General features: G+C 70.1%; 20 protein-coding genes. 2 read left to right on the plus strand and 18 right to left on the minus strand.

Annotation, left to right across the window (positions count from 1 at the left end):
• Positions 1 to 133: 133 nt before the first annotated feature.
• The 10 genes from MRBLML1_RS22275 to MRBLML1_RS22320 all read right to left on the minus strand — a co-directional run bounded on the left by MRBLML1_RS22275 (position 134) and on the right by MRBLML1_RS22320 (position 12,488).
• On the minus strand, positions 134 to 3,274 hold the full coding sequence (locus MRBLML1_RS22275; protein ID WP_364520244.1) for a peptidoglycan DD-metalloendopeptidase family protein: 3,141 nt from the start codon (positions 3,272 to 3,274) through the stop codon (positions 134 to 136).
• Between the two features lie 28 nt (positions 3,275 to 3,302).
• Positions 3,303 to 4,835, minus strand: a complete 1,533-nt coding sequence (locus MRBLML1_RS22280) for an ATP-binding protein (RefSeq protein WP_364520246.1) — start codon at positions 4,833 to 4,835, stop codon at positions 3,303 to 3,305.
• Positions 4,835 to 6,340: an SCO6880 family protein gene (locus tag MRBLML1_RS22285; protein ID WP_364520248.1), complete on the minus strand. Its 1,506-nt coding sequence runs from the start codon at positions 6,338 to 6,340 to the stop codon at positions 4,835 to 4,837. Before MRBLML1_RS22285 ends, MRBLML1_RS22280 begins: the two co-directional genes overlap by 1 nt.
• A gap of 74 nt (positions 6,341 to 6,414) precedes the next feature.
• Positions 6,415 to 8,433, minus strand: a complete 2,019-nt coding sequence (locus MRBLML1_RS22290; protein ID WP_364520250.1) for a type IV secretion system protein — start codon at positions 8,431 to 8,433, stop codon at positions 6,415 to 6,417.
• Positions 8,430 to 9,203, minus strand: coding sequence for a hypothetical protein (locus tag MRBLML1_RS22295; protein ID WP_364520252.1), 774 nt, complete (start codon positions 9,201 to 9,203; stop codon positions 8,430 to 8,432). Before MRBLML1_RS22295 ends, MRBLML1_RS22290 begins: the two co-directional genes overlap by 4 nt.
• On the minus strand, positions 9,203 to 10,072 hold the full coding sequence (locus tag MRBLML1_RS22300) for a hypothetical protein (protein WP_364520254.1): 870 nt from the start codon (positions 10,070 to 10,072) through the stop codon (positions 9,203 to 9,205). Before MRBLML1_RS22300 ends, MRBLML1_RS22295 begins: the two co-directional genes overlap by 1 nt.
• Positions 10,072 to 10,365: a hypothetical protein gene (locus MRBLML1_RS22305; protein ID WP_284536497.1), complete on the minus strand. Its 294-nt coding sequence runs from the start codon at positions 10,363 to 10,365 to the stop codon at positions 10,072 to 10,074. Before MRBLML1_RS22305 ends, MRBLML1_RS22300 begins: the two co-directional genes overlap by 1 nt.
• Positions 10,366 to 10,403: 38 nt before the next feature.
• Entirely contained in the window at positions 10,404 to 11,252 is an 849-nt protein-coding gene (locus MRBLML1_RS22310) for a hypothetical protein (protein WP_364520256.1), read from the minus strand.
• A complete protein-coding gene (locus tag MRBLML1_RS22315; RefSeq protein ID WP_364520258.1) occupies positions 11,249 to 11,470 on the minus strand; it encodes a hypothetical protein in 222 nt (73 codons plus the stop codon). The genes MRBLML1_RS22310 and MRBLML1_RS22315 overlap by 4 nt, the downstream gene beginning before the upstream one ends.
• A gap of 61 nt (positions 11,471 to 11,531) precedes the next feature.
• Positions 11,532 to 12,488 (minus strand): hypothetical protein, encoded by a 957-nt coding sequence (locus MRBLML1_RS22320; protein WP_364520260.1) that lies wholly within the window; start codon positions 12,486 to 12,488, stop codon positions 11,532 to 11,534.
• A gap of 288 nt (positions 12,489 to 12,776) precedes the next feature.
• Between MRBLML1_RS22320 and MRBLML1_RS22325 the strand changes: the two genes are divergently transcribed.
• Positions 12,777 to 13,607, plus strand: coding sequence for a sulfite exporter TauE/SafE family protein (locus MRBLML1_RS22325; protein WP_364520262.1), 831 nt, complete (start codon positions 12,777 to 12,779; stop codon positions 13,605 to 13,607).
• A gap of 487 nt (positions 13,608 to 14,094) precedes the next feature.
• Here MRBLML1_RS22325 and MRBLML1_RS22330 read toward each other — a convergent pair whose 3' ends face one another.
• From MRBLML1_RS22330 to MRBLML1_RS22345, 4 genes are read right to left on the minus strand one after another with little or no spacing between them, the layout of a single operon-like run.
• A complete protein-coding gene (locus MRBLML1_RS22330) occupies positions 14,095 to 15,036 on the minus strand; it encodes a hypothetical protein (RefSeq protein WP_364520264.1) in 942 nt (313 codons plus the stop codon).
• Complete coding sequence (locus MRBLML1_RS22335) at positions 14,991 to 15,554, minus strand: hypothetical protein (RefSeq protein ID WP_364520266.1); 564 nt, start codon at positions 15,552 to 15,554, stop codon at positions 14,991 to 14,993. The genes MRBLML1_RS22330 and MRBLML1_RS22335 overlap by 46 nt, the downstream gene beginning before the upstream one ends.
• Positions 15,551 to 15,823, minus strand: coding sequence for a hypothetical protein (locus MRBLML1_RS22340; RefSeq protein ID WP_364520268.1), 273 nt, complete (start codon positions 15,821 to 15,823; stop codon positions 15,551 to 15,553). The genes MRBLML1_RS22335 and MRBLML1_RS22340 overlap by 4 nt, the downstream gene beginning before the upstream one ends.
• A 22-nt stretch (positions 15,824 to 15,845) precedes the next feature.
• On the minus strand, positions 15,846 to 19,115 hold the full coding sequence (locus tag MRBLML1_RS22345) for a LysM peptidoglycan-binding domain-containing protein (protein WP_364520270.1): 3,270 nt from the start codon (positions 19,113 to 19,115) through the stop codon (positions 15,846 to 15,848).
• Between the two features lie 98 nt (positions 19,116 to 19,213).
• On the opposite strand from MRBLML1_RS22345, the gene MRBLML1_RS22350 reads away from it, so the two are divergent.
• Positions 19,214 to 20,470, plus strand: coding sequence for an RNA-guided endonuclease InsQ/TnpB family protein (locus tag MRBLML1_RS22350; RefSeq protein ID WP_364520272.1), 1,257 nt, complete (start codon positions 19,214 to 19,216; stop codon positions 20,468 to 20,470).
• On the opposite strand, the gene MRBLML1_RS22355 is transcribed toward MRBLML1_RS22350, so the two are convergent.
• From MRBLML1_RS22355 to MRBLML1_RS22370, 4 genes are read right to left on the minus strand one after another with little or no spacing between them, the layout of a single operon-like run.
• A complete protein-coding gene (locus MRBLML1_RS22355; RefSeq protein ID WP_364520274.1) occupies positions 20,439 to 20,888 on the minus strand; it encodes a pilus assembly protein TadG-related protein in 450 nt (149 codons plus the stop codon). The two genes, MRBLML1_RS22350 and MRBLML1_RS22355, sit on opposite strands and share 32 nt — an antisense overlap.
• Entirely contained in the window at positions 20,885 to 21,337 is a 453-nt protein-coding gene (locus MRBLML1_RS22360) for a TadE/TadG family type IV pilus assembly protein (protein ID WP_364520276.1), read from the minus strand. Before MRBLML1_RS22360 ends, MRBLML1_RS22355 begins: the two co-directional genes overlap by 4 nt.
• Positions 21,334 to 21,729 (minus strand): TadE/TadG family type IV pilus assembly protein, encoded by a 396-nt coding sequence (locus tag MRBLML1_RS22365; protein WP_364520278.1) that lies wholly within the window; start codon positions 21,727 to 21,729, stop codon positions 21,334 to 21,336. Before MRBLML1_RS22365 ends, MRBLML1_RS22360 begins: the two co-directional genes overlap by 4 nt.
• Positions 21,730 to 21,742: 13 nt before the next feature.
• Complete coding sequence (locus MRBLML1_RS22370) at positions 21,743 to 21,943, minus strand: hypothetical protein (protein WP_364520280.1); 201 nt, start codon at positions 21,941 to 21,943, stop codon at positions 21,743 to 21,745.
• Positions 21,944 to 21,984: the final 41 nt, after the last annotated feature.

Here is a 21,984-nt window from a genome sequence, read left to right on the forward strand (position 1 = left end):
CTGCTAGCGGGACCTCCCAGGTCCAGGGATAGGGGTCTCGTCGTCGCTCGCGCTGCATCGGTCTGGCCACCTCCAGGCGGTCGTGTCGTTGGGCCTCACTGATCTCCTATGTGCGCTCAGCCCTCCGGTGCGATCACACGGCGCGGCTCGGGCGTGATGCGTTCTCTGCGAGCCAGGTCGAGGGGTCGACGTTGTCGGGGCCGTAGATGGAGCCGTTCTTGAGGTGGACCTCGAAGTGGAGGTGGCAGCCGGAGACGTTGCCCTCCTTGCCGACCCGCCCGATCGGCTCGCCGGCGGCGACGGTCTGGCCGCGGCTCACGGTGACTGTCTGCATGTGGGCGTACCAGGTGGTCAGCGACCCGGCGCCGGTGGTGACCTTGACCAGCTGCGGGCCGGCCCACCCCTGGGTGGTGTCGATCTCGATGGTGCCGGCGTGGGCGGCGTAGACGGTGGTGCCGCAGGGGGCGGAGAAGTCGGTGCCGGTGTGCCAGTTGGACCAGTAGGGGCCGGTCTCGTGCCAGTTGTGGTTGTCGGTGCCGATGTACTGCGCAGGCACCGGGTAGACCACCTCGTCGCAGGATGCGCCCTCGAGGCCAACCGGCTGGACGGAGGCGCCGGGCTTGACGTTGATGTGCACGTGGTCGAGGTGGTTCTCAGTGGCGCTCCCCCGGTTCTCCATCGGGCGCCAGCCCTCGGAGGCGCGTGCGACCGACCAGATGCGCTGGTACCAGATGATGTAGTCGATGCCGAGCTTGCTCGCGTTGGTCTTGGCGTAGGCGGCGAGACGGTCGCCCTGGGCGCGACCTGCGGCGTTGAGCGGCACCATGAAGTCCGCGGCGAGTCCGGCGGGGTGACCGTTGGGGTCGGTGGCGCTCGCGCGGTAGCCGCCGACGGTCTTGATGTCGAACATGGGTCCGAGGATGTTGACGAGCTGGGTCAGCTGGGGCTTGACCGGGCCGAGGTTGTACTTGGCCTCCGCCGTGCTCGAGTCGACGGCGCACCCGGCGCTGCTGCCCGCGGTGGTGGCGGTCACCAGCGGGTGATCGGCGAGCTTGCTGGCCTTGGTGCTGTTGTCGACCTCGGCGCTGGCCCAGGTGAGGTTGGCACCGTAGACGTGGTCGATCGGTGCGTCCTTCTTGGGCTTCTTGCAGGGCGCTGCGGAGCCGCCGAAGGCGTTGGTCAGTTCAGGGGTGAGCGCGCAGTGCGAGGAGTTGTTGCCGTCGCTGCCGTCGTTGAAGTCGCCCACGATGACCGCCGGCGTGCCGGTGCCGGCAAGCTCGGTCATCGTCGCCAGCTCACGGCGCAGCGCCTCCTTGCGGTGCCCCGCGGCGTTGCCCTGGGTGCTGGCGGGGTTGTGGATGCTCCAGACCCAGATGACCTGCCCGGCGCTGGGGCCGCCGGCCGTGCCGGTCAGCTGGACCAGCGGCATGCCGACGTCCTTGCCGCCGAAGTACGGGATCTGCACGAGCCGGGCGTCGGTCTGCTCCCACTCGTTGCGGTCCCAGATCACCCGGTTCTGGGCCTTGCCGCTGGCCGGGTACATGCCCCACTTCGCGGCGTAGCGGTCGGCCAGGGCCTTGGCCTGGGGCGGGTGGACCTCCTGGAGGCCGGCGATGGAGACGCCGGCGTTCTCGATCGTCCGCATGGCGCCAGGCAGGCGCTTGTCCCAGGTGTCGTAGCCGGGCCGCTCGCCGGCCTGGTCGGTGTGGCCGGCGCCGAGGAGGTTGAGGGTCCCGATCGTGACCGGGTTGACGGTGTCGTTCTGGCAGTTGGCGACATTGGTGGTCGAGCCGTCGTCGGGAAGGTCGGGCAGGTCGCCGCCGAGGAGGTCGGTGATGTCGCCGGCGACGTCTTCCCACTGTGCGTAGGCGTCGGGGTAGCCCGAGCGCTGGACGGCCTGCGCGGCCTGGGTGAGCGACATGTTCTGCCAGCCCGGGATGTCGAGAAGGCCGGGGTTTCCGGTGTGCTGGGCCTCGCCGAAGAACGCGCGGGCCGCGAGCACCGGGTTGGTGATCTCGGCCGGGCTCCCCCACCCGGTCGACGGGCGTTGCTGGAACAGGCCGAGGGAGTCCCGGTCGCCGCTGTTGAGGTTGACCAGCTTGGACTCTTGGACCGCGGCGGCGATTGCAACCTGCAGCCCGTAGCGGGGAATCTCGAGGTCGCGGGCGACCTGGGCGATGGTGATTGCGTTGCGGGCCTGCTCGGCGGTCATGGTCGGGTAGTTGGACGCGAACCGCAGGCGCATCAGCTGAGCGAGCACATCACCGGTGGGCGGCTCGGCCGCCGTCTTCGCGGTGTATGCCGCCGGCACGATCCCGTCGCTGCCGGTGGCGGCCTCGGGGGCGCTCTCCGGGCCGGCGCCGTTCATCGCGATGCGGGCCGAGAGCCAGTGGTGGTCGGAGACCATCGTGCCGTCCCAGCCGTGCTCGAGGCGGGCGCCCTGGTGGTGGGGGAAGAAGATGAAGTCGACGCCGTGGTTGTGCCAGCCGTAGCCGGCGGCCTTCATCTTCGCGGCCGCCGTCCAGGGGATGTCGGTGTAGGAGGCCTGGGTGTTCATGTCACCGCCGATCAGCACCGGGCCGTGGGCGGCCAGCGAGTTGCGCAGCTGCAGCAGGATGTCCATGCCGGCGCCGTACTGCTGGGGCCGGGTCAGCGGCGGGTTGCCGTGCTGCTTGGGCCAGCGGTGCGGGTTGGTCATGTGGTGGGTCGCGATCACCGGGACGACCGCGCCGTCGGCGCGCTCGAGGATGACCCAGGTGGCGAAGCGGTCCCAGGTGACCGGCTTGCCCTTGTAGTACGTCTTGTCGTCGACGACGAGAGTGACCCGCCCTCCGTTGGCTTTGGACCAGGTGTCGCGCTTCCAGAGCACGACGTTGCCCATGGAGTTGTTGTCGCCGGTGTTCTGGTTGACGCGGAAGGCATCGTAGCCGGGAGCGGCGGCTTCGATCTGGGCGATGCTCCAGCCGCTGGCCTCGTTGAGGGTGACGAAGTCGGGGTTTTTGGACAGGACCTTGGGCATGGATGCCCGGAACCCGTCGAGGCCGGAGCGGCGCGGGATGTTGGCCTGGGCGAAGGTGATCTTGCCCTTGACCGGGCCGCCCACCGGGCCGTCGATGGCTCCGAGGTCACCGAGCTCGGTGGGGGCGGACTGGTTGGTCTGGGTGCGGCACTCGGCGGCCGCGGTGGTGCTCATCACCACCATCAGGCTGATCAGGAGCGGCAGTCCCATGAAGATGATCAGGACGGGCAGTCCGGCGAGCAGCAGCTTCTTCATGACGGGTCAGTCCGAAGGTCGCGCGCGCTCAGGCGGCGGCGTCGATGGCCTCGTTGGTGTAGTAGAGCTTCTTCTCCAGCGGGTGGAGCACCGTCTGGACCTTGTACATGGCGTCGCCGATGCACCACAGCGCGCGGCCCTTGTCCTGCATGGCCCACCCCGAGACGAGGTCCTGGGCGATCGGGCCGAGACCGAGCATGGAGTCGAGCTCGCGGGCGACCCGGGGCTTCTGGGCGCCGAGGATCTTGATGTCGGCCAGTTCGAGGAGGTCCTTGGCGATCATCGCGGCCTGGGAGTCGGCGTCGCCGACCGAGAGCAGGTCGGAGGGCTTGTGCAGGTTGCAGAACTGGATGTCGCCGCCCTTGCCGGCCATGCCGCGGGAGAGCCGAAGGTCGGCGTCGAAGCTCGCGACCGCGGCGGTGCCGAGGCGCATCTGCTTCCAGACCTCGTCGCGCACCACGATGCGCAGGTCGCCGGGCTCGGCGATCTCCCGCAGGCCGCGGCCCCAGGAGTTCATGCACAGCAGCGCGATGCCCACGGCCTCATCGCCCAGGCCGTCGAGCCGGGAGAGGCTGAACGACTGGATCGGGGCGCGCCAGTCGACGGTGACGTTGGTGAAGTCGTCGAACAGCCCGGCCAGGGTTCCGGTGACCAGCTCGCCGAGCGCGTTGCGCAGCAGCCGCGTCTCGTCGAGGAATGCGCGGGTGCTCGCGTACTCGCAGGCGCGGACCAGCTCCTCGGTGGGGTTGCGCAGCAGATCCCACAGCCGCGGGATGGTGGTCTCCTTCAGTTGCGTGTTGCCGGCGGCGTAACCGGTGAGGATCCCCAGCGCGTTGCGGACGACGTCGCTCTCGTCGGGCCCGAAGGGGACGTGGTCCTGGCCGATCTTCATGGAGCCGACCAGGCCGCGGACGAGGACCAGCCAGCGCTTGAAGATGATCGTGGCGCGGCGCTGCTGTTCCTCGGCGGGAAGGCTCCCCCAGCCGTCGCCGAGCGGGCCCATGTCGAGCGGGTTGACCCGGGCCCAGAAGCCGGGGGCGATCACGAACGGGTCGACCCCGAGCGCCCGGCACAGCGACTCGTACTCGTCCTTGACGTCGCCGGTGACCAGAGTGCGGTAGCCGAACGGCATCATCCGGGTGCAGAAGCCCTTGGTGGTCCCGGACTTGCCGCTGCCCGGCTTGGCGAACTGGAAGATGTTGGGGTTGGTCGCCGGCACGTCGTCGCGCAGCACCCAACCGAACGGGTCGCAGTAGAACGAGCCGCCGGAGAGCTGGTCGACGCCCATCTGCGCACCAGTCGGGGGCAGGGCGGGCGCGGAGACGAACGGCCAGAACACCGGCGCCTGGTCGCTGGTCATGCGCCAGGCCAGCGCCGGAGCGCTGGCGGCCGCCCAGCCGCGGCCGCGGCGAGCAGCACCGCGGCGCGGCGCGTACCGGAAGAGACGGGGCTCCTTGGCCTCCGGAGCGAGCGTGGGGATCGTGGGCAGGTCGTGCCCGAAGTCGGACAACAGGGCCGCCATGTCACGGCCGTCGCGGCGGTGCCGGCGGGTGGTGGTCATCAGGCGTCTCCGCTTCGAGTCAGGCTGGTGCCGAGGGGGATGGTGGACGCGGCGAACCCGACGTCCTGGGCGAGGTCGAGGCGCAACGGCGCGAACCCGGCGCGGCGGACTGATGCGTCCAGGCGGCGGCCGAACTCGGTGATCCGCATCGTCTTGGGCACGGTGACGGTGCACACGCCGTAGGGACGGGTCAGTGAGTTGCCGCGCGCGAGCTTGGCGTCGAGGCCACGGGCCTTGTGGGCCTCGTCGCGCTGCTTGGCGCGGGTCTTGCGACCGAGCTTCTCGTTCATCCCCTCGGCCAGGTCGGCGGCCCACTCGGCGTTGCCGGACTGCCGGTCGGCCTTGGACTGGGACACGATCGGGTAGGCGACGACGAACGAGCGACGTTCCCCGAACTCGCTCGGGGTGAGGATCGGCGCCAGGGCGCCCATCGCGACGCCGCGGGTCGGGAGCTTGATGGTGGAGCTGACCGAGTTCCAGGCGTCGTGGCTGTAGTGCCGCACCGTCGCGTCGGCGCCGGACGGGCCGGCCATCGCCCACGGGACGTCGGCGTTGACGCTCGGGTCCTTCTCCCGCAGCGAGAGGGCCTCGACGATGCCGGCCCGATCGCCGGGAGCGAACCCGGTCCGGCAGGCCAGTGCGAGCTCGGGTGAGGTGAGCCAGCGGACCGCCGTCATGCCCATCGGGCCGCGCAGCTGGGCCTCGATCTCGCCCATGAGGAGGTAGAGCTCACGACAGCGGCCCTCGAAGCCACCACCGGACTCCTTGGCCGACCGGGCGATCCGGGTCTCCGGGACCACGATCGTCACGAACGTCTCGGTGCGCACCGACGCCTGGGTGAGGCCGTGGGCAAGGCCGCTGTTGACGACCTCCGACAGCTCCGGGGCGTTCGGCCGGCGGTGGCGGTTGACCCACAGGTCGCGCTCGGCGCCGTCCTCGGGGACGGTGCGGACCATGAAGAGGATCTCGTCGACCTTCTCGGTGCGGCCGGCGACGTCGAGCAGGCCGGCCAGCGCCTCGCCGTAGCGGGCGCGCTCCTCGACGTCCTTCATGCCGATGCCCGGGTGGACGATCGAGGCGGTGACCGCCCAGGTCTTCATGGCGTGGTTCTCGATGATCGCGACGCGCTGCAGCTGCGAGCCGTGCGGCGGGCCGTCGTGGATCTGGACGCCCTGGAGGACGCCGGGCAGGTCGGGGGTGTCGAGGTCCTCGGCGCGGCCCTGCGTGGCCTTGGCGCGGAACGAGGTCCAGCCGAGCAGACCGCCGACGGCGTACATCGTCGAGGCGAACACCCAGCCGGTGGCCGAGCGGCCCCGCACCGGTACCACGGTGATGACCAGAATGAACAGCCAGACCAGGGCGAACAGGAACGCGGAGAACCACGCTCCGCGGCTGATCGCCCAGAACGCCGGCAGGCTGGCCAGCGCCAGGAACATCAGCTGGCCTCCGGAGAGGCCGAAGAACCAGCCGATGCGGTCGCGCTGGTAGTCGGCGTAGGTGGTCATCGTCGGCTTCCTTTCTGGTCAGTGAGGTCGGTGGGTGTCGCTCGGTGCTCGAGGTGGGGGCGCTGGTGCATCGGCTACGCCACCACCGGTGGGATGCCGCCAGCTGCTGCGCCGGCGCCGCCGGCACCTCCGGCCGCTCCCCCGCCGCCGCTCGCGGCCGGGGTCTTCGGGGCTGCACCCGCTCCCCCGCCGCTCTGGCGGCCGCTCTGGCCGCCGCTCTGGCCACCGGAGCCGCCGCCGGGTCCGCCGCCACCTGGCAGCGTCGGCGGGGTGGGCGGCGCAGGAGGCGTCGGCGGGGTCGGCATCGAGGAGTCGCCGTCGTTCTGGTCGTCGCCTTGCGAACCGGGCTGGTTCCCGCCCTGGCCGCCCGACTGGCCGCCGGACTGCCGGCCACCCATGCCGCTGAAATCGGGGCCGTAGGTGCTCTGTCCGACGCCAGCCTGGTTGGTCTCGTCCGACATCAGGGACGTCGCCTTCGCGCCGGCGGAGTTGATCATGCCCATGCCGGCCGACAGCGCCTGGCCGATCCCGCCGAAGCTGCCCAGGAAGCCCTGGGTGGACTTGTTGAACCGGTCGCCGGTCGAGGCCTCGGCGCTCTGCTCGCCCGAGGAGCGGCCGTTGGCGTCGGTGGTCGACGCGGCCGACGAGCCGCCGCCCGCGCCGCCTCCGAGCAGGCCCTGGAGGCCACCCTGGATGGCCATGCCCTGGCGGAAGGATGCGCCGCTGGGGGTGCCGGGGTCGACGAACGCCAGGAGCTTGAACAGCGAGAGCGGGGCGACGACGCTGATCAGGATCGTCATCACGGCCGGCAGCGCGGTGCCGAAGGTCTTGGCGGTGTCCTCGGCCAGGTGCGCGGCGACGCCGTTGGCGAACTGCACGCCGATGCCGAGCACCGTGATCATCAGGACCGGGGTGAACGCCGCGGCGTGCAGCCACCGCAGGCTCTTCCAGAACCAGGACCGGGTGAAGTCCGAGACCAGTCCGGCGGCCGAGAGCGGGCCGGTGGCGGTGAGGACCAGCAGGGAGGCCGCTCGGGCGAGGTAGACCAGGAGGTGGCCGATGGCGGCCAGCCACAGGAAGATCCCGAGGAAGGCCAGCGCGGTGGCTACACCGGCGTCGGTGATGTCGTCGACGCCGAGGCCGCCGAGCGGGTCCCAGTCGGGCCAGGTCTGCACCTTGAGCAGCGACTTCATCAACGCGCGCGTGATCGCACCGCAGGCGGCAATCAGGGTGACGGCGTAACCGAACCAGCACGCGTTGACGACGACGAACTGGCCGGCTCCGATGAACGCCCGCGCGAGTCCCTTCCCCTCACGCTTGAAGGCCGCAGCGCCGAGTTGGATCATCGCCAAGATGACCACCAGGCCGAGCGCCAGCCACAGGGTGAAGGCGTAGACGTCCTTGCCGGGGCCGTCGGCACGCAGGTCGGGGGTCAGGAACAGCTCGCTGAACGTGAGCACGATGCGCAGCACGAACAGGCCGGAGTTCCAGACCGCGAGCATGGCTGCTGTCCAGGCGTCGGCCGCGGCCTTGGCGATGACGTCGCCGATGGCCTCGAACGGGTTCGGGATGTCGCCCACGCCGGGGATGCCGCCTCCGAAGAGGTCGCCGATGTTGGGTAGCCCGGGGATGCCGGGGATCCCGGGCACGCCCGGCAGCCCGCCCAGCCCGGGCAGGTCACCGTCGCAGATCGCGTCGAGGATCCCGCAGCCGTCGGGGAGTAGATCTCCCGCGCCGTCCAGGACGTTCCCGGCCCCGTCGAGCAGGTCGCCGGCACCGTCCTTCACGTCGCCGGCCGCGTCCTTGCCGCACTCGACCGGGTCCTTCGCGCAGTCGACGGCGTCGCCGCCGAGGTCGCACAGGGCATCGGGCCCGGGGCAACCCATCTTGACGTTGCCTCGCGCCGGCAGCTGGCCGGTGGACGCGACGAGCGAGACGTTCGCCGTGGTGGCCGTCTGATCGGTGGCCGCGGCGGCGGCCGGCGGCTGGAGGGTCGCTGCAGCTCCGAGGAGCGCGGTGAGCACCAGGAGCGCCAGCGCGGCGACGCCCAGGCGGCTCGCGCGGCGCGCGGTGGCGTTGACGGTTGTGCTCACTGGGGAGCTCCGCTGATCCGGACCCATCCGGCCTTCTCGAACTCGGGGGTGCCGGGAGCCACTGCCTCCGGCTGGCCCTCCGTGACCAGGTGCTCGATGTCGGCTTGGCTGCCCTGCACGAGTCGCCAGTCGCCGTCGAGCCACCGCATCAGCTGGGTGCCGGCGTAGAGGCTGTCCTTGACCTTGCCGTCGGCGGTGGTGAGCGTGACGTAGCTGAGCAGGTTCACCGCGTAGTAGTCGGTGTCGAGCTCCTCGAGGGTGTAGGCGACCGGGGTGACGGCGTACGACGCGGGAGCGGGCACGTCGCCCTCCTTCGCGACGCCGGCCTGCTGTCGGCGCAGCGCGACCGCCGCGCGGGCGCGCTCCTCGAAGACGGACTTGTCCTCGGGGTTGGCGTAGAGGCCGGCGACGGTGACGGCCTGGTCGTAGTCGAATCCGACCTGGGCCTTGGCCACCTCGACCTGCAGTGCGACGGCGCCGAGGTCGGTGGCGGGAAACCCTGTCGGGTGGCCGTCGACCTGGTCGGTGCCGGTGGGGATCACGACGCCGTCGGTGGGCGCGGTGTCCGGGGCGACCTGCTCGACCGAGGCGTTCTCGACCGTCTTGCTCGAGGTGTCCCCGCCGGCTGTGTCCGAGCTGCCACCGTCGTCCGCCTGGCTGCGCGCACCGAGCCAGACGACGGTGGCCACCATGGTGGCGATCGCCACCAGGATGCCGATGCGCACGAGGGTGGTGCGCGAGTCGTCGTTTCCGGTCGTCAGGTTCTTCATCAGTGGTCCCCTTCAATGTGGTCAGGGTCAGTGGTGTCGTCGGTCGACCAGGTGCGCCAGCCGGCTTCGTGTGCCAGTTGGGTGCCGGGCCAGGTGGCGGGAGCGGGTGCGGGCGGTGCGCCGGGGGCGACCATCCAGCGGCCGCCGACCCACTGCATGCGCTCGCAGTGGGCGAAGGCGATCTGGGCTTCCTGCTTGTAGGAGGCGGTGACCTTCATCAGCACGCAGACGGTGGTCCAGTCGGGGCCGTCGGTGCCCTTCACGAGCGCGGCGGCCGGCTCGAGGGAGACCGAGGCGCTGGGGTCCTTGACCGAGCCCATGCCGGTGCTGGTCAGGAACGCGCGGACGCTGGCGGTGATCCACCAGTCCTCGGTGCGGACGCCGCCCGGCAGGGCCCAGGCGTTGTAGACCTCCTCGGCGGTGGTGAGGCTCATCGACTGCAGCACCGCGAGGTCGATCTGGGCGAGCTGCCCGATCGCGCCCTCGGGGGTCTGCGGGAACCCGCTCCTCACGAACGCGGGTCCGTTCACGCCGGTGCCGGCCGGGATCTTGATGACGGGCGCCTGGGTGCTGATCGTCTCGGCCGGGAAGGCGGCCCTCTCGGGAACGGTCAGCATCGGCTCGGCGGCGATCTCGTCGCGGTGCGCGGCGCCTTGGGCCACCGTGGAGCGGTCGTTCTCGCCGGTCGCCACATCGGGCGCCGCTGCGTTGGCGTCGTCGCCGATCCCGGCGAGTGCGAGGTAGCTCCCGTAGACGAGGCCACCGATCAGGAGCGCAGCCACGACGACGGCCATCACCAGGATCCCGAGGAGGCGGCGACGGCTCCACTCGCTGGTGCCCTCAGCCTTCTTCGTGGCTGCGCGCCACATCAGATGCAGCCCTTGCCGAGGATGCCGTTGAGCATGCCGGGCAGAACCAGGTAGGCGATCGCGCACGCGAAGACCACCACCACCGAGATCACGCCGACCTTGGAGGCGTGCGGCAGGGAGAAGACCCGGCCGGCGATGATCGCGCCGATGGCGATGATGATGCCGAGACCGAACAGGACGATGACGCCCCACAGCACGTAGCTGGTGATCTCGTTGGTGGGTCCGACGGCACCCGGGGGCGCCTTCGGGCAGACCTTGGCGGCCATCGGGAGGAGAGCGGTCATGACGTCCATGGGTGGACTTCCTTTCTGGGTTGCTGACCCGGTGCGGGTCAGGCGCTTTCGCTGGTGTCGGTGAGCAGGTGTGCGGGCTCGAGCAACTGACGGGCTGCCGAGATCAGGGGGGCCGGGACGGGCCGGGAGTCCAGGCCGTTGACCGCAAGCTCGCGGTCCTCGGGGATCTCCACGCACCGGTCTGCGACCAGGGCGCGACGTATGGCGGGGCCGCCGGCGTGCTCGAGGCCCCGGGGCCACTTCTTGCGACGCGGCCCGCGTACGGCGAGGGTGATCTGCTCGGGCTGCCAGTGGTTGGCCAGCAGCTCGAGGGCGACCGAGGCGCGGCGCATCCCGGGGACGGTGGCGGTGGTGACCAGGACGATCTGGTCGGCGGTGCGGACGGCCTCGGCGAGCCAGCAGTCGGTGGCCAGCAGTTGGCCGGCCTCCCAGCCGACGTCGAGGATGGTCAGCTGGGTCTCGTGCGCGGCGTCGGTCGGCAGCGGGACCTCGTCGACGCCGGCGAGGACCTCGCTGGCCCGCTCGAGCAGGACGTGGTCGCGCTTGCCCTGGCGCCAGTCGGTCGGGTGCAGGCCGAGCTCGGCGGTGCTGGCCGCAGCGAGGCCCGAAGCGGTGACCGAGCAGCACTCGATGACGCGGACCGGTGCTGCCGCGGCGAGGCCGGCTGCCAGGGCGACGGTGCTCGCGCCCACCGACCCGGCGCATCCGATGACGGCGATGGTGTGCTCCCCCGCTGCCGGGGACCAGTTGTCTGCGGCTGCGGTGCCGCGGCCGCGGGGGCCCTTGCCGGTGCCCGGGCCGGTGCGGAACTCGCCGGCGTTCACGGCGTTCCAGGCCCGCTTGAGCTCGTCGACGCCGACCGGGCGGCTCGAGGTCTGGGTGCTCACTGGGCCTCCCCAAGGCCGCCGCGGCGGAACTCGAGCGCGGCCCGGACCTCGGCCGGGGTCAGGCTGGCCAGCTGTGCCTTGGCGGCCTGGACCTCGTGCAGCTGGGCGACGCAGCCGGTGAGCTGCTCGATCGCCTCGGTTTCGCGGCCGGCGATCGCGAACAGCTCGGCGATCTGCGCCGGCGTCCGGCTCTCGCCGTCGTCCTGGGTGTTTGTCATGGGCTTCACCACCTCCAGTCGCCTATGTGTCGCGGGGAGGTGGGAGCGATCACGGTTGCGCTCATTCGTCATGGCCGAACTTCCTCGGGGCGGCCGCGGCGAGGGCGCGCACGCTGCGCGAGCCGTGGCGGCGGACGGTGGCCTCGGAGACCCCGACGCGGGGTGCGACTCGGCTGGACACCTCGTTGCTGAGCAGGCCGCCGTAGCCGCGGGTGAGATTGCGGGTCTCGATCCGGTCGGCCTCCTCGACCAGGCAGAGCAGCAGGTAGCGGTCGGCCGGGCTGATCACCTGGTGCTCACACGCCCACGCCAACAGCTCCAGCAGCTCCTCGGTGGCCGAGGGCTCCTCCTGCTCCGGGCCGGCGTCGGCCAGCAGCTCGGGACGACGGAACGATGCCGCGGTGACGCGTTCGGTCCGCATCTCGCCGGCGGCCCACGCCTTGCCGTCTTCGGTGTCGAAGAGGTCGCCGGTCGAGAAGGACTCCACGAGGGTCGTGTTCGCCCAGGTGCGGTCGGCGCGGGAGACGTGGAAGAAGTCGCCGACCTCGCGAAGGACACCGACCCGGGTGTTGATCAGGATGTTCGCGGCGACCTTGCGCAGCCGGCGCCACTTGAAGGTCCGGATCTCGATCCACAGCTGGGAGGCCACGAGCTCGTCGATCCGCTCGACCGCCGACCAGGCTCCAGCGTCGATGGGCTGACTGTCGCGGAAGACGTCCTTGGGCGGGAGGGTGCTCAGCCAGCCCGCGAGCCGGCAGGCGCCGGGCAGCAGGCACTTGGCGAGCGCGGCCGCGGCGGCGGTGTCGTCGCCGCCGTCGGGAGCCGCCAGCATGGCCAGCGCCAGGAGGACCTCGTCAGAGGCTTCGCTGTCCACCGAGGGCAGCCAGGCCCGGAGATCGTCGAACTCCTCGACCACCCCAAGCCGCGGATCCGCGGCGACCCAGGTAGGCCACTTCTGGCGGGCCAGGTCGAGCAGTTCGCTGTTGTCGTCGAGGCCGAGCTGGTCTCCCACACTCATCGCACTCGCTCCTTTCGTCCGTGACTGAGCACGGCAGAAAGGTCGCGAGCGGGCGTCCCCGCATCCGTCCCCCCAAACCCCTGATTTCGAGGGGGGACGCTGAGGGGGGACGCGCGTTTGCGCAGGTCAGAGGGCGTCCCCCCGAAAGTTGAAGAAGTTTCCGGCCAACCCGTTGCGCGACCCGATTGTCGAGAACCACGGAACTTTTCCAAACGGGTCCCGGCTACTTTTCAACACTGAATCGGTAGAGATTCGCGGCATGCCAGACGGGCCGCCACACTTACCTGCGTGACCTCCACCTCGAGCTCCGCCGCGCGCGTCGCTAGCCGACGGCAGTCAACGTCCTGGCCGTTCGCGGTCGGCGGGCTGATCGGGATCTTGGGCGGTCTCATCGGGTTGGGCGGAGCTGAGTTTCGGCTGCCGCTACTCATGGCGCTGTTCGGGTTCGCGGCGCTCCAGGCGGTCATTTTGAACAAGGCCATGAGCCTGGTCGTGGTGATCGCGGCGTTGCCCGCTCGAGCGTTTGCGGTCCCGTGGAACGACGTCGCAGACCATTGGTGGATCGCGGCGAACCTGCTCGCCGGGTCCATGGTCGGCGCCTGGGCCGCGGCGGGCTGGGCTACCCGGATGCACTCGCGCACCCTGCACCGCACGCTTGCCCTGCTGCTGGTGGCGATCGCGGTGGTGCTCGCCGGCACCCACTACGCAGAGCTCGGCAGCCTTGACATACCGGCTGGGCCCCGAGCGATTGTGGGTGTCCTCGCGGGCGTGCTGATCGGGATGGTCGCCGCCTTCATGGGCGTCGCCGGGGGTGAGCTCCTGATCCCGACCATCGTGCTTATCTTCGGGGCCGATATCCGTCTCGCCGGCAGCCTCTCGCTCTTGGTATCGCTACCCACGATGCTGGTTGCCTTCACGCGCTACAGCCGCGACAGCGCCTTCACCGTGCTGCATCAGAATCTGCGGTTCTTGGCTCTTATGGGAGCCGGCTCCATCGCCGGCGCCGTGGTTGGCGGTGCCCTGCTCCAGTACGTCGCGAGCCCCGCCCTCATTGCGGCCCTTGCCCTGATCCTGCTCGTCTCCGCAGCCAAGGTCTGGCGCCATTCTGAGGACTCCTGATCCGCTCGGTCCGTTCTGTGCCGAGGGCGGGACCGTACTTTTCACACCAGTCCGGGCACGGCCGATCTGCGAAATGCCTCCATGCGGGACGCCGCGCAATCTTCGCTGCGTCTCGACACCGATTTCCAGTCGCCATCGGCCGGTTTGAGCCGTCGTGGGGAAGGTCGGGCAGGTCGCCGGCGAGGAGGTCGACGCCGCGGTTACCGGGATGGCTGGCGTCGATCTCCAGCGCGAGCGCACGGGTCTGGTCAGCCCGATTTCCGATTCCCCCACGCACGCCTGACGGTGCGTGCTCTACTTGGGCCAAGAGCCCCAGGTGACCCGAGACGCCTGGGGCTCTTTCACGTCCAGAGCGACGAACAGAGCAGCCGGACCGCAGGCCCGACGCGCCCCCTCCCGGGTGAGCAGGACCAGGAACGAGAACAGGTCCCCGTCCTCCTTCGAGGACGGGGACCTGTGTCGGTGATCGGGAGTGGTTAGGACCTGGTCACTGGGTCAGCACCTGGGCCTCGCCGATGCGGATCGGGAGCGGGTCGGTGGTCAGGTCGAACTCGATGGTTCCGGACTGCCCGCCACCGGTCCACTCGACCACCCAGTGGCTGGTCGCGGTGACCTGGTACGCGCCATCGGGCTGGTCCGACGACATCTTCGCGTAGCGGTGACCACAGGTCGGGGATGGCTGCTTCCCGTAGTGATCGGCGTACGGGGTGCCCTTGCCGGTGCAGGTCACCTTGGTGCCGTCGCTCATGTCCCACACGATGCTGGAGACGCTCGCGGTCGCACTGACCGAAACCGTCCCCTCACTCGCCGAAGCAGTGATCGGCCCGAAGGTGTCATCGGTCGGGCTGTCGACCCACATCCACACCGGCAAGCCGACGAGGCCGGCTCGGTTGGCTCCCGACTCGGGAACGATGCCGATCTTGATGGGGTCTAGATCCATCGAGGCGATGGCCCGGTTGGCCAGCACCACCGGGTCGATGCCGACCTCGCCGGTCTCGATCCACATGTACTCCCAGGACGACCCCGGCGGCGGGAAGTAGCAGACGTGCCACCAGCCGTCCTCTTTGGTCTTGCCCTCGGGCGGGACCATGTCATCCGGTCCCCTTGCCCCGATCCAGCACGCGTACTTGCTGCTCCAGACCGACCCCTCGGGTCCGGTGCACGGGATCTCACGCCCGTCGTAGTTGCAGGTCGACGACCCGCCGCCGGGGTCGCCACCGCCACCACCCGGGTCCTCGCCCTCGTCCTCGCAGACGAGCTTGACCTCTCCAGTATTCGGGTCGGTTTCGTACCAGCAGTTCTCCCCGCCGGCCGCGGAGGCTGGGGCGGATGAGCCGACAACGACCAATGCTGTCGCAGCAAAGATGGTGGCGAGCGCTCGCGCTAGCACGACTCGTCCCACAGCACGTTCGAGCTCGTAACGAGCCACCGACCCTTCTCCAACACCAGCTCGTACTCAATCGGCACCGGGTTTCGCAGCGGATTGCCCTCCGGGTCCTTCTGCTCGGGGACCGGCTTGCCATCCTTAGTCCGCTCGACCCCAGTGCGGTCCTCGCAGTCGGTGATCAAGATCAGGTCGTCGGCGCGCTGGCGCGGCTCACCAAGCGTGTGCACGTACTCCCCGGTGACCTTGCTGCCGGAGCGCTCGATCCCGGACACGTTCTGCTGAACGTTCAGGAACTCCCGGCCCGTCGCTACCTTGTTGAGCCGCTTGAACTCGATCGTGGCGGCGCGGAACGCGTCGTCGCGAACGTCAAGGTAGGCCTCCAGTTGGGCCGCTGCCTTTTCTTCGGGGGTCTTCGGGGTCGGCGAGCTGGTGGCGGTCGGCGAGGGGGTCTCGCTGGGCGTCTCCTGGCCCTTGGGGTCGGTGTCGTCGTCGCCGCAGCCCGAGAGGGTCAGGGCCAGGGCGAGGGCCACTCCCCCGAGTACGGAGTGGTGCTTCCTCATGCGGTGTCTCCTCCTGTGTGGGGCGTCGTCGTCACGGATCGGCTGACGTCGTTGGCGATGTGCTCGAGGTGCTCTTCGGCGGCGTCGACGAGCTCGGCGAGCGAGCCGTTGTCGGCCGGGTCGAGACCGAACTGCTTGTCCGCGTCGTAGAGGGCGCGGATGGTGTCGCGGACGAAGACGGCTCTGGCGACGCGGCGTGCGTCGAGATCGGGCCGGTCGGCGCCGGCCGCGACGTAGCGGCCAGTGAGTTCCTGGATGAACGTCGTCATGTGCTGGTGCTCCCTTCCCGAGTCAGCTCGCCAGCCAGCCGTGTGTACTGATGATGGTCTTCGTACGCTCCGACAGTTCCATGGGTGCGTCGCCGTCGTCGGAGCGGTTGCAGATCTCCTCGCGCAGGATCCGGTCGGCCTCGAGCTGGTCGCCCTCGGCCTTCATGACGTGCGCCAGGCAGAGGCGAGTGCTCTCGCCGTCGGGGTCGGCCCGGTTGGCGACGTAGGCGGCGGAGCGGGCCTTGACCAGATCGCCCGCGGCAAGGGCCTCAGTGACGACGATGAGCGCGACGTCAGCAATCCAGCGGGGTGCCATCTGGTCGATCCGGTTGTTCTCCTTGATCAACCACTCCCATCCGTCGGGCCGCTTCTGGCTGAGCGGCGGACCATCGCCCACGAGCTCGAGGGCGGTGCACAGGTCGGCAATGCCCTCGGGGCCGCCGCGGGCCTGGCCGCGCTTACGGAGCCGGAGGAAGAGGTCGAGGTCGACGAGGAGGCCGTCATCGACCTGATAGACGTTCACGCCAGTGAGCTTGGTGCCGGGCGCGTTCTCGGCGTACGGGAGGTGGTCTTCGCCGGTTCTGGGGTTCGTGCCGAGCCAGTCGCGGACGATGTTGGTGTAGTCGCGCACCTTGCCGCCGGTGATCGAGAAGGCCTCTTCGATCTGCTCGCGGGTGGCGCCGTGCTTGCGGTGCAGGGCCAGGTAGGCGAGGAGCTCGGTGAAGTAGGGCTTGCGCTTGGCCAGGGCCTTGCCGTGGGTGCGAGCGGTGACCGGCCCGAGCAGGCTGAGCCGGGGGCGGTCGCAGTCCGTGGAGAACCAGTCCTCAATGTCCTGGTCGAGGGTGGGGTCACTCTGCTCGACCTCGGCGCGGACGTGCTCGGGGACCTTCGGTGCCAGGGTCTCGAGGTCCTCCTGCACGATCGCGCTCTGCCGGATGTAGTCCTCGTCGTCGCCCTCGAGGAGCGAGGACAGCGGCTCGTCCACGGCATCGGCGGGAGTGTTGCGCGGCAGGGTGTACTCGCGGCGCAGGGCCCCGGACTGGTCGGTGTAGGCCTCCCAGCCGTCGGTGGCGCTCTCGTCGACAGGCGTGTCGACGTACTCAGGAGTCTCGCTCTGCGCGTAGACCAGGGCACAGCCGCGGGCCTCGTCGCTGGTGAGGCCGACAGCGATCAAGTTGAGGCCGGCGTGCTCGAGGACGACGCGGCCGGTGTTGGTCATGTGCAGCACCGCACCGGAGGTGTTGGGCCGCTCGCCGGCGACGACGATGGAGGTGGCCGACTGGCCGACGTGGTCGTTGACCAGCTGCAGCAACTGCTCGAGGTCGTCGGGCTCGCCAGCCGCCGCGTCGACCAGCAGCATCCGGGCGGGCCAGGTGTCGTCGTCGACGCTGCCGGTGCGGGCGGTGGACACATCGGTGTTGTGCCGCTTGGCGCGGTCGACGGTGGTGACCGCCGCCGCGAGGACCTCCGCAGTCGCGGGTGATCCTGCTGCACCGGTCGGGTAGTAGCTGATCCGCTCGTCCATGGCGACGGTCTCTTCGGCGACGCCGATGCAGTCGACCTGGACGCGCCGCGACCACGGGTTGACGGCCAACTGGGCGGCGAGGTGGCGAGCGAAGTCGCGGCCGTGGGTCGGGTCGCCGCTGATGGTGAGGGTGGACAGCTCCTCGCAGTTGAGAAGCCAGGTCTCCCCTTCGTCGCTCATACCGATGGTGGCCAGGAGCGGGTAGGGCGGCTCGACGTTGTCGGGGGCGGGGCCGAGCTCGTCGACGTCGGTGTCCGTGCTGACGTGCCAATGGGTCTGGTCCGGGCTTCCCACCCACGGCGCAGGCACGGTGGCCGGTGCGCTGAGGTGCAGGGTCAGCTTGCCGTGCGCGAGCTCCACAGCCGCGAGCGGCGGCATCGTGGTGCCCTGAGCGCCGACCGCGGCCGCGAGCCGGCGCAGCGCTTCGTCGGCGAACTCCACGGTGGCCGCGGCCGCGGTGCCGGTGGCGTTCAGGGTCATCTCGACCGGCGCGAGCTCCGGGGGCGGCGCGGCGATCGCGCGGCCGGGAGGCCGGTTCCGGTAGCCGGCCCGACGACGAGACCGCAGGGCCATGAGGAGTGCCCCGGACAGCAGGACTCCCCCGCCGGTCAACCCGGCGAGGACCCACGGCGCGTCGAGGATCGAGTCGTCAGCGTCGTCGACCTGGTCGACGTCGGCCGCCGGCGCCGGCGACTCCTCAGACTGGGGCGGAGCGACGTCGGGTGCGGCCGTCTCGGGCGCGGCTGTCTCGGGCTCCTGGGCGACTGGCGGCTCTTCCTCGGCCGGCGGGTCGGCAGGCTGCTGGTCTTGCGGGACGGTGGGCGTCTCCGGCTCGACCTCGCGCGGCTGCTGGTTCTCGGTGTCGTCGTGGCTGCGCTCCGGGTCGGCGCCGGGGATGTTGAGCTTCCAACCAACGTCGATGACGTCGGGGTCGGTCAGCTGCACCCCTCCGGGCTGGGTGATGCCGGTGGAGGCCTGGTAGATCTCGGGCCAGCGGTTGGCGTCACCGAGCTGCTCCTGTGCGATCTCGCTGAGAGTGTCGCCGGCCTGCACGCCGTAGTGGTGCGCGGGAGCGTCCTTGGACTGGGGCGCCGGCAGCTTGAGCACCCACCCGGGCTCGAGGAAGCTCGGCTGCCCGCCGAGCAGGTCGCGGTTGAGCTGAGCGATCTCCTTGTACCGGGCTCCGTCGCCAAGGTGGTCCTCGGCGATCGACCACAGGCTCTCCCCCGGCTTCACGGCGTGCTCGACGGTCTTGGGGCCCGTGCGCTCCTGCTCCGTCTCGACCTTGACGTCCTGCTGCACCGGAGCCTGGTCGACGACGCCGACGCTGGCGTGCTCCACCGTCGCCGTCGGCGCGGCCGCCGCCGAGCTGATCGTGGTGGCCTGCGCAGCGATCGGGGCCGCGATGAAGAGCAGGGCGGCCAGGCCGATGAGGCCGCGCGCCGCAGCCTGGGGGCGACCGAGGCCCGGCAGCTGGGGGGCCTCGACCCGGCGAAGCCGGGCGATGGCCTCCACGACGAGGCTCAGGGCCATGAAGGCCCAGGCGACCCAGCCGATGACCTTGAACAGGCCGAGGACGAGCGTGCCGTCGTCGGGCGCCAGGAGGGCGTTCCTGATGCTGTCCAGGGTCGGGACCTGGTCGGGGATCGGGTCGGCGCCGATCGAGAGGAAGAGGGCGGGCAGCCCGATGACGATGCCGAGCACGGCGACCGAGGCAGCGAGGCCGGTGAGTCGCTGGCCCAGAGTGGGATGGGTGGGCGTGGTCATCGAAGTCGCGGGCCACAAGCCCGGACTCGATGTCCGGGCACGAAACGCCGCTCCCTCCTTCCAGGGATCTGTCGGTAGGTGATGCTTCGATCGGTGACGTGTCGCGATTCAGGCTGGCTCCGACCGCTGCCCAGGAGGCAGCCATGCTGGACCATTGCGCGCACTCTCGATTCGTGTGGAACCTGGGTCTTGAGCAAAGGCTGATGTGGCGCCCAGGCCGCCCGAACACGCCCAGCTACGTCGACCAGGCAGCGCAGCTGACTGAGGCCCGCCAGTCTGAACCGTGGCTGAGCGCCGGTTCCCAAACCGTGCAGCAACAGGCACTCCGGGACCTGGACCAGGCTTGGCGCAACTTCTTTGCCGGCACACATGGCCGTCCGAGCTGGCGAAAAGCCGGAATCGATGAGGGATTCCGGATCGTTGGCCGCCAGGCCCGCCGGGTGGAGCGGGTGTCGCGGAAGTGGGGACGCGTTTGGGTTCCTAAGGTGGGTTGGATCCGGTTCCGGCTCACCCGTGCGCTGCCCGCAGCCGCCTCGTATCGGGTAAACCGCGATCGTGCTGGGCGCTGGCACATCGCGTTCGCGGCGATCCCGCCCGCGATCCCCGCGCCTGGCAACGGGGAGGTCGTCGGAATCGATCGCGGAGTGGTTGTCTCCGCAGCCCTGTCGACCGGCGCACTGCTCCGCTCCCCCGGTCTTCGTCCCAAAGAGGCAGAGCGGCTGCGGCGCCTTGAGCGACGCCTCGCCGGTTCGCAGCGCGGCTCTAAGCGTCGGCAGAAGGTCAAGGTCGCGATCGCTCGCTTGAAGGCCCGTGAGGTCGACCGGCGCAAGGACTGGGTCGAGAAGACGAGTACCGACCTGGCTCGCAACTTCGACCTGATACGTGTGGAGCACCTCGATATCCGCGGGATGACCCGATCGGCCAAGGGAACTATCGACCGGCCGGGCAAGAACGTAGCCGCTAAGGCCGGCGTGAATCGGGGGATCTTGGCCAACGGGTGGGGCCAGCTGACCAGCCGCCTCGAGGACAAGGCGCCGGGTCGAGTCGAGAAGATTCCTGCTGCCTACACGTCCCAGACGTGCTCGGTTTGCGGGATCGTGGATGCGAGGGCGCGCGAGAGCCAAGCCGCCTTCCGTTGCCGGTCCTGCGGTTACACCGAACACGCTGACATCAACGCTGCTCGCAACATCGCCGCCGGACGGGCGGTGCCAGCACGTGGAGAGTCGGGGCTGCCCGACTCTGTGAAGCGTGAACCTCAACTCGACTCGCCTCCTCTCGGCGTAGATGGGTTGGAATCCCAGGAGCCCAAGTCCTGGGAGGACGTCAACTCTCGATGCCTCCTTCTGCACGGATGAGCCGCGCGGACGCCTCCCCGGTGACCTGCATGGAGTCCAGGCCGATGATCCCGAGGAACTTGCTGTTGTAGGTGTCGGTGGTGGTGACGATCAGGGTGTCGCCGTTGACGACGCGTGCGCTTCCTTCCACACCGGCGGCGTGGAGGTAGTCCAGGGCGGCTGCCTTGGCGGCGTTGATGTCGACGCGGAGGTCCTCGCCGCGCACCGCGGTGGATCCCTGGACCTCCTGGGCGCCGGTGCGGGCGGCCTGGGAAGCGGCGCTGCGGGCCTGCTGCTGCGTGTGGACCTTGCCACCGAGGTCGACGGCCATCCCGACGAGGATGATCATCGCGAACGACGCGGTGGCGAACCAGACGCTGATGGAGCCGCGCTCGTCGCGAGCACGATCTGTCATGAGGCGGCGGAGGTGGCGCATCATCGGCGCTCCCGGTAGGCATCGACGGGGCTGCTGGCCGTCGCGGTGATCGTCCTGGTGCCCGGCAGGCCCGGGATGCTCAGGTCGGCCACGTCGACCTTGCAGGTCACGGTGGCGGTCACCTGGGCGGTGGTGCCGAGCGGGGCGTTGAACGCGCCGGCGTTGACCGTGATGTTGGTGGTCGCGCACTGCAGGCCCTGGTCGTTCAGGCTGCTGGTGGCCGCGGACTTGCCGGAGCTGATCGCCTCGCTCTGGGTCCGCTCGATCGAGGCCGCTCGGGCGGCCTCGTAGGCGGCTGCCTCCACGGACTGCTTGGCGATCTCCACGCGGCCGCCGAGGATGATCATCGCCACGAACAGGCCGAAGGCCGGGACGCCGATCGCGGCCTCGATGGCCACCGATCCGCGCTCGTCCCGGCGCTTGCTCCTCCTCCACTTGGTCCACCTGGTCATTCGGTGAGCCTCTCGACCGGGACGCTGGCGCTCTGGGTGACGGTGACGTGCCAGCCAGGGATCACGCTCATGGACTGGCCGGTGACGGTGATCGTGGCCGTGGTCGTGGTCCGCGACCCCGTCACGCTGGTGGAGGTCATCACGTCGGAGCCGCCGGCGTCTTGGAGGAACGTGTTCGCCGTGGCCACGCCGGCTTCCCGGGTGCCGGTCTCGCTGCCCGCCTCGCGGGCGCCCTCCTGCGCGGCCGCGAGCGCTACCTGCTTCGCGTGGTAGTACAGGGCGCCCTGGAGGCCGAGGAACATCACCAGGAACAGCGCGGGCATCAGGAAGACCATCTGGATGGTCACTGACCCGCGCTCGTCCCGGCGGCGGCGGTGAAGGCTGGCGAACATGACGAGGTCCCGCCTACTTGATCTTGGCGGACTCGCTGGTCACGAAGAACTTGATGGCCGCGACGACGATGCCGACGATGACGATCACCGCGCCGGCCCACAGGACCTGCTCGATCGTGACGGAGCCGCGCTCGTCGCGCTTGGTGATGCGGTCCTCGAGGGAGGCGAGCGTGGTGAGCGCCGCCAGCTGGAGGGCGATGAAGAGCTTCAACATCGGGGTCTTCCTTTCTGGTTGTTCGGTTTGCGGTTCTGGGG

The sequence above is a fragment of the Nocardioides sp. LML1-1-1.1 genome (genome assembly GCF_040676175.1).
Lineage (GTDB): Bacteria > Actinomycetota > Actinomycetes > Propionibacteriales > Nocardioidaceae > Nocardioides.